Below are 6421 nucleotides of genomic sequence, written 5' to 3'. Positions count from 1 at the left end.
CGGTCGTACCGCCCGTGGTCTGACCCTCGGTCGTACCACCGGTCGTCTGACCCTCGGTCGTGCCGCCCGTGGTCTGACCCTCGGTCGAACCGGCGATGACACCGCCCACGGTGCCGGCGATGCTGCCCTCGGTCGCGCCCTCGGGGCCTGCGGAGGTGCCTTCGGTGGACCGGCCACCCTGGATGCCCAGACCGGCGTCGAGGCCGGTCTCGTCGGCGTTGACCGAGGCGTCGAGAGGACCCACGTTGATGTCCACGCCGACGGCCGAGGCGGCGCCCGCGGCGGTCAGCGACGCGCCGGCGGCGATCACCGCGCCGGCGGCTATGCGCGCTACGCGGATCCGCGTCTTCTTCGTCATCTGGCTGCTACCCCCAGTAGCTAATCGTCAATGGAGCAGCGTCAGGGGCTGCGGCCGCGGGGCGTTGACGTCTCCCCCACATCACACGCGCCCCAGAGATACGCATGCCGAGCGTCACCCTTCCCACTTTTCGCGGACGCGTCAAGGTCGTTGCGCGTGCGATGTCCGGTATGCGGGAGGTTGCCTGACCTGCGCCGATGCAACTGTGACATAAAAGGGAACTGCCGCCCCACAGCGGGCGGTTACCTTGTCGACAAAGCGCTGTTCCGGCAGGCTCGCCACTTGCGGCAGTGAACAAAAACCCCTCGGCCGTGGGTAGTTGCGGCAGGCTGAGCAGGCTCTACCACTCACCCGTGGGTGTATCGGGCTACCGTGTACGCAGTTGGGCCGGTGAGCCCCGCCTCTGTGCCGTCGCGCATGTCCAGGACTTCAAAGCCGGCACCCTCCGCGTAACGATCCAGCTCGCGGGGGAACAGGACACGCCTGCGGACCTCGTCCAGGGCCTCGTCGCCCGAGGGGAGCACCCAGTGCCGGTGCGTGGTGTTGATCTGGGTCCGCAAGTCCCACTCATGTCGGATGGTGACCGTGGCGGGTCCCCAACGGGTGTCAACCGTGGCGGTATTCGGCTCAGTCCGGGTGATCGGGGTGACGGGCGAGCACAGCACGAGCAGCGTGCCCGGCAGGGCATGGGCCGCGAATGTGGCGAAGACCTGGCTGATCTCCTCGTTGTCGTGCACGTAGGCCAGGCTGTTGCCCATACAGGTCACCACGTCCATGCGCTTGCCGAGTCGTGTGGTGCGCATGTCCCCGGTGCGGATGTCCAGCCCCGGCCGGGCCTGGTGGGCGTAGTCGACAATTCCGGGCTGGAGATCCACGCCGATGCACTCGAAGCGCTTGGCCAGGATCTCCAGATCCCGGCCGGTACCGCATCCGAAATCGACCAGAGTCCGGGCGTCCGGCCGGTGCAGCTCGAACAGGGGCCGGCACATCCCGGCGCTTGCGCTGCCTGACTGCACCACGTCACAAAGAGCCGGATCGCGGTACAAGAGGTTGGTGGCTTCCACGTGCTCGGCTTCCGTGTCGGGGCTGGTCACATGAGGCTTCGCAGTCCGACCTCCAGGGCGAGCACATCGCACAGCAGGTCAGGGACGACCAAGGCGGCGTCGGCATCCTTGCGCGCCTGGATGAGAGCCTTGCCGTCAACGTAGCCGAGGTCCACCAGAACTGAATCCTTCAGCATGTCGTCCAGCACGGGCAGGCCGTAGGAACGCAGGCCCTTCTCCAGGACAGCCAGGAAGTTCTCCGGCTCGGCCGGCGCCGCCACCCACTCGGGCAGGCCCGCCCGCCTGATCCGCTCACGGAACAACGCCTTGCCGCGCTTGTGCTCACGCGGCAACTGCTCCATGAACCGCACAATCGACGGGTGCACCAACGGGCTCACGGGCCAGATGCCGGCCCGGAGGAATCCGGGGTTGTGCATCCCGAACGCCATCAGGGTCGGTACGGGCAGTATCGGGATGGGGGCCATGTGCTCGTCCACGTCAGCGAGCACACGGACTGCTTTGGCTCCCAGCCACGCTACGGGTTCCGGCGTCGGCAGTTCGGCCCGTGTCCTGGAGTGGTGGGCGTTGACCTCGTCCCCGCCACTGCCGGTGAACATCACCTCGCACCGCCAAGCGTCTGCCTGCTCGCGTACGACGTCGAACGCCTCCTGGTAGAAGGCTCCCGCCGGATCGTGCGGCTTGCCCAGGGCGCGTACGCCTCCGGGGCAGAAGGGTGGGTGCTGCATGGCGGGGGTGGCCGTGTCCAGGAAGCCGCAGTGCTCCACAAGGGCCCGGCGTCGCTCGTGTTGTTGCCTGCCGGTGCTTCCTCCCACCAGCAGGCCGAAACTGCGCACCTCGGGGAAGCAGGCCGCTTTCAGGGCCAGGGCGACGTTCCCGGAGTCCGCGCCGCCGGACAGCTCAAGACCCACGCATCCGGTTGCCGTCGGTGCCTGACGGATGCGTCGGTCAGCAACTCGTCCAGAGCCGCAAGAGGATCAACGCCGGGCCGCAGCTTACGCGGCTCGAGTACATGCTCGGCCGGCTCCGGGTAGTGGATGCTGAGCCCCGCGCTCGTGAACCTGGCTGACGCCCGTTCGGTGAGGCGATAGACACCTTCGAACAGCGTCTCGCACGTGTAGCGGTGCTGCCTCGTCAGTGTTCGGGCTACCACGCGCGGCACCAAGCGGTCAGCCCGTAGATGTGGTCGCAACACAGTCAGATCCCATGACGCGTGCAACTCGCCGCCTCTCTCTGTCAGGTAGAGCGGGGCCGTGCCGAAGACGCCTGCTGCCAGCCGGACTTCTCCGGGCCCCATGGTGAGCGCGACGAAATCCGCCTCGTCCGGCTTGCACTCCTTCACACGGACCCGTACGCGCGGTGCCTGGTCGTCGTTGACCTCCATGACCCATGTGGACAAGTTTGCGGGCTCGATCCAGCTCTGTCCGTTGATCCAACGGCCGCCCTCTGATCTCCACTTGGGCTCCTGAAGATCGGCCGGGCGCAGACGCATCGTCAGCATGTCGTCCCTTTCCGATGTCGTGCGGCGGGGCGGAGCCGCGTACGGCCCCGCCCCGCCTGGCGTCAGCCCTGGATCACTTGCTGCAGTGGTCGCCGTTGTTGTCGCCGCCGCCCGGCATCTTGTCGAGCAGCGCTGCCTCGACGGCCGGGACGCCGGTGATCAGGTCGCCGGTGAACAGTTCGTCCACGTTCATCGTTTTCTCCCTTACGGTTTTCAGTGGAATCCGCCGCGGAGCTGCGGAGTTGGACCCGCCCGGCTGCCGGACCCTTGCGAAGAAGGCAGCCGGGCGGGGTGCCCGCCGCTTTCGGCGGCGGGTCCTCCCTCGTCGCGGGTGGGGAGCCTGGATGCGTGACGGGGAGGAGTCAGGCGGGTGTGGATACGGCGGCCACGCCGAGGACGAAGCCGACCGACCCGAGATGGTGATGATCAGGAGCGGTCCGGCGTAGCGGCCGACGGCTGCGGCCAACCGGTTCACAGCCGCTCTCCACGGCTGCGCTCGTTGACCTCGCGTACTGCGGCGCTCAGCCTCACCGCCCCGTCCTCAGGCGCGGCGCTGCGATGCTGCGGACAGCGACACGGCGAGAACAGATTCGAACCCGGCGGCAGGTCCGCACCCTCGTAGGTGTCGATCCTCAACACCCCGTCCATGCCCCGCTCCTCGGTCATCCGGGCCAGACGGGCCCGCGCTTCACTTCTCATCCCTCAGCCCCTCGGACGACGGCTGCGGCGAGGTCTCGCCGTTCCCTGCTGTGTCTCTACGCAACCGCACGACCACGCTCAGCGGTACCGTTGCCGCAGCGTCAGGACTTGAAAGCCTTGAAAGTTCTCAAGGGCATGGGGAGTTGAGGGCATGGCCAAGCGTGAATCGAACGTGACGCTCGGGCGCCTGCTCTCCGAGAGCCGTTGGAGCCACCGCCAGTTCGCGCGGGCGGTGAACCGCGTCGGCACGGAGACCGGAATCCCACTGCGCTACGACGAATCGGCGGTGAGCCACTGGCTGGGCGGCACCGTCCCTCGCGGTGCGGTGCGCGCGTGCATCCTCGAAGCCCTCTCCCGCCGTCTCGGCCGCCCCGTCACCCATGCTGAGGCCCGGGCTGCCCGTTCCACGCGATCGCTCCTCCGCGGCTGCGGATACCGTGGAAGGGGTGATCGACCTGGGGAGGCTGGATATGGACCCGTCCCGCCGCAGCGTTCTGGGTGCCGGCCTGTTCTCCGTGGCGGTCACCATTCCCGGCTGGCCTGATGTGGTTGGGCGTGCCGATGCCGTCCAGTCCGGCCGCACAGCACGCATCGGCATGAACGAAGTGGACATGGTCGTCGCTATGACCGAGCGTGTTTCGGAGCTGGACGATGAGTTCGGCGGCCGTCACGCACGTCCCATGGCGGCCTCGTTCATGGTCAACACTGTGGCCTCCTACCTGCGTGCCGACGCACCCGAGGACGTACGCAAGGCGATGCTGTCCGCCGCCTCGGATCTGCTCTACCTGACCGGCTACATGGCCGTGGACGAAGGGCTGCACGGTCTCGCGCAGCGCTACTACGTCAAGGCCCTGGAGCTGGCGGGCGCAGCCGAGGACCACCTGACGTACTGCACCACCCTGCGGGGCATGAGCGTCCAGGCGGTCGACCTCCGCCATGGGGCGAAGGCCATGGAGCTGGCCGACGCCGCTGCCGCCGCCTCCCCGAAAGCCGGCCCTCGGATGCTGGCCTTCCTCGTCGGCCAGCAGGCGCACGCCGCCGCCCAGACCGGCGACCGTACTGGCGCGCTGCGCCACATCCGGGAGGCCGAGGCGGCCATGGACCGTGCTGAGGCACGCGGCAAGGCGTTTGGCTCGTACGACCCGTCTTCGCTCAACTACCACGTCAGCCAGGTGCGTTACGAACTCGGTGACAAGGCCGGAGCCGTCGAGGCCATGCAACAAGCGGACCGGCTCCGCCCCAGCATGTACCAGCGCACGCGAGTACACCGTCGTGGCCTGCTGGCGGAGCGGCAAATGGAACTCGGCCACCTGGAAGCGGCCTGCGCCACCTGGCACCAGGCCCTCGATGACTACCCCAAGGTACAGTCCGGCCGCGCCGACGAGCGAGTGAAGGCGATGTTCGGTCTCTTACGCCCTCACCTGAAGAATCCGGCGGCGCTGGACTTGTACGACCGAGCACGCATGATCGCGCCACCGTCGCTGGTCGCCTGATCTCCGTCGCACCTTCAAGCTCAGCCAGAGAAAGTCAGCCCGAACGGCGGAGACGCCAGGAAATCACCCGCCACGTGTGTCTCCAGCAACCCGAAGGTGCCGAGCCCTCTGGACCCGGCACCTTCACGACGCAGTGTGCGCGTCTACTTCTCGCCCTGCTTGCGCCAGCGGATCCCCGCCTCCAGGAAGCCGTCGATCTCGCCGTCCAATACCGCCTGCGGGTTGCCGACCTCGAACTCCGTACGCAGGTCCTTGACCATCTGGTACGGGTGCAGGACGTACGAACGCATCTGGTTTCCCCAGGAGTTGCCGCCGTCGCCCTTGAGCGCGTCCATCTTGGCCTGCTCCTCCTGGCGGCGGCGCTCGAGGAGCTTCGCCTGGAGGACGTTCATCGCGCTCGCCTTGTTCTGGATCTGCGAGCGCTCGTTCTGGCAGGAGACGACGATCCCGGTCGGGACGTGGGTCAGGCGCACCGCGGAGTCCGTGGTGTTGACGCCCTGGCCGCCCGGACCGGAGGCCCGGTACACGTCCACGCGCAGCTCGGTCTCGTCGATCTCGATGTGGTCCGTCTTCTCGACCACCGGCAGCACCTCGACGCCCGCGAAGGACGTCTGGCGGCGGCCCTGGTTGTCGAACGGCGAGATGCGCACGAGGCGGTGGGTGCCCTGCTCGACGGAGAGCGTGCCGTAGGCGTACGGCGCCTTGACGACGAAGGTGGTCGACTTGATGCCGGCCTCTTCCGCGTACGAGGTCTCGTAGACCTCCGTGCCGTAACCGTGGCGCTCGGCCCAGCGCAGATACATCCGCTGAAGGCGCTCGGCGAAGTCGGAGGCGTCGACGCCGCCCGCCTCGGCGCGGATGTTGACCAGCGCCTCGCGCTCGTCGTACTCGCCGGAGAGCAGGGTGCGGACCTCCATCTCGTCCAGCGCCTTGCGGACGTCGGTCAGCTCGGACTCAGCCTCGGCGAGGGTGTCCGCGTCGTCCTCGGCCTCGGCGAGCTCGAAGAGCACGGCCAGGTCGTCGATACGACCGCGGAGGGCCTCGGTCTTGCGGAGCTCGGCCTGGAGGTGCGAGAGCTTGCTCGTGATCTTCTGCGCCGCCTCCGGGTCGTCCCACAGGGACGGGGCCGCGGCCTGCTCCTCGAGCACGGCAATATCTGCCCTCATCCTGTCGAGGTCCAGGACGGCCTCGATCGACCCCATGGTCGAGGAGAGGGACTTCAGCTCTTCGGATACATCGACGACTGCCACGGGTCCAGCGTAACGGCTGGGCGCGAGAGCCCGACCCCCTAGGGTTCGGGCCGACCCGG

General features: G+C 68.0%; 5 protein-coding genes and 2 pseudogenes. 1 reads left to right on the top strand and 6 read right to left on the bottom strand.

What is annotated here, in order from left to right:
- From ABTX78_RS15550 to ABTX78_RS15530, 5 genes and pseudogenes are all read right to left on the bottom strand, one after another.
- Positions 1 to 358: pseudogene (locus ABTX78_RS15550) on the bottom strand (hypothetical protein); the annotation flags it as partial.
- 347 nt (positions 359 to 705) lie between these two features.
- Positions 706 to 1452, bottom strand: coding sequence for a class I SAM-dependent methyltransferase (locus ABTX78_RS15545; RefSeq protein WP_352207322.1), 747 nt, complete (start codon positions 1450 to 1452; stop codon positions 706 to 708).
- Positions 1449 to 2330 carry a hypothetical protein gene (locus tag ABTX78_RS15540; protein WP_352207321.1) on the bottom strand — a complete coding sequence of 294 codons (882 nt, stop codon included), beginning with the start codon at positions 2328 to 2330 and terminating at the stop codon, positions 1449 to 1451. The genes ABTX78_RS15545 and ABTX78_RS15540 overlap by 4 nt, the downstream gene beginning before the upstream one ends.
- Positions 2276 to 2920, bottom strand: a complete 645-nt coding sequence (locus ABTX78_RS15535; RefSeq protein ID WP_352207320.1) for a hypothetical protein — start codon at positions 2918 to 2920, stop codon at positions 2276 to 2278. The genes ABTX78_RS15540 and ABTX78_RS15535 overlap by 55 nt, the downstream gene beginning before the upstream one ends.
- A gap of 471 nt (positions 2921 to 3391) precedes the next feature.
- On the bottom strand, positions 3392 to 3619 hold the full coding sequence (locus tag ABTX78_RS15530) for a hypothetical protein (protein WP_352207319.1): 228 nt from the start codon (positions 3617 to 3619) through the stop codon (positions 3392 to 3394).
- A 151-nt stretch (positions 3620 to 3770) separates the two neighbouring features.
- On the opposite strand from ABTX78_RS15530, the pseudogene ABTX78_RS15525 reads away from it, so the two are divergent.
- Positions 3771 to 5112 (top strand): annotated as a pseudogene (locus ABTX78_RS15525) (tetratricopeptide repeat protein).
- Between the two features lie 143 nt (positions 5113 to 5255).
- Here ABTX78_RS15525 and prfB read toward each other — a convergent pair.
- Positions 5256 to 6362: a peptide chain release factor 2 gene (gene prfB, locus ABTX78_RS15520; protein WP_352207317.1), complete on the bottom strand. Its 1107-nt coding sequence runs from the start codon at positions 6360 to 6362 to the stop codon at positions 5256 to 5258.
- Positions 6363 to 6421 lie beyond the last annotated feature (59 nt).

Source organism: Streptomyces sp. NPDC096193, assembly GCF_040302905.1.
Lineage (GTDB): Bacteria > Actinomycetota > Actinomycetes > Streptomycetales > Streptomycetaceae > Streptomyces.
This window is presented reverse-complemented; position numbering and strand designations above follow the sequence as displayed.

Bases quoted from the DNA above. Each gene is read 5' to 3' on its own strand.
- ABTX78_RS15530 (WP_352207319.1), bottom strand. From the start codon at position 3,619: ATGAGAAGTGAAGCGCGGGCCCGTCTGGCCCGGATGACCGAGGAGCGG.
- ABTX78_RS15535 (WP_352207320.1), bottom strand. From the start codon at position 2,920: ATGCTGACGATGCGTCTGCGCCCGGCCGATCTTCAGGAGCCCAAGTGG.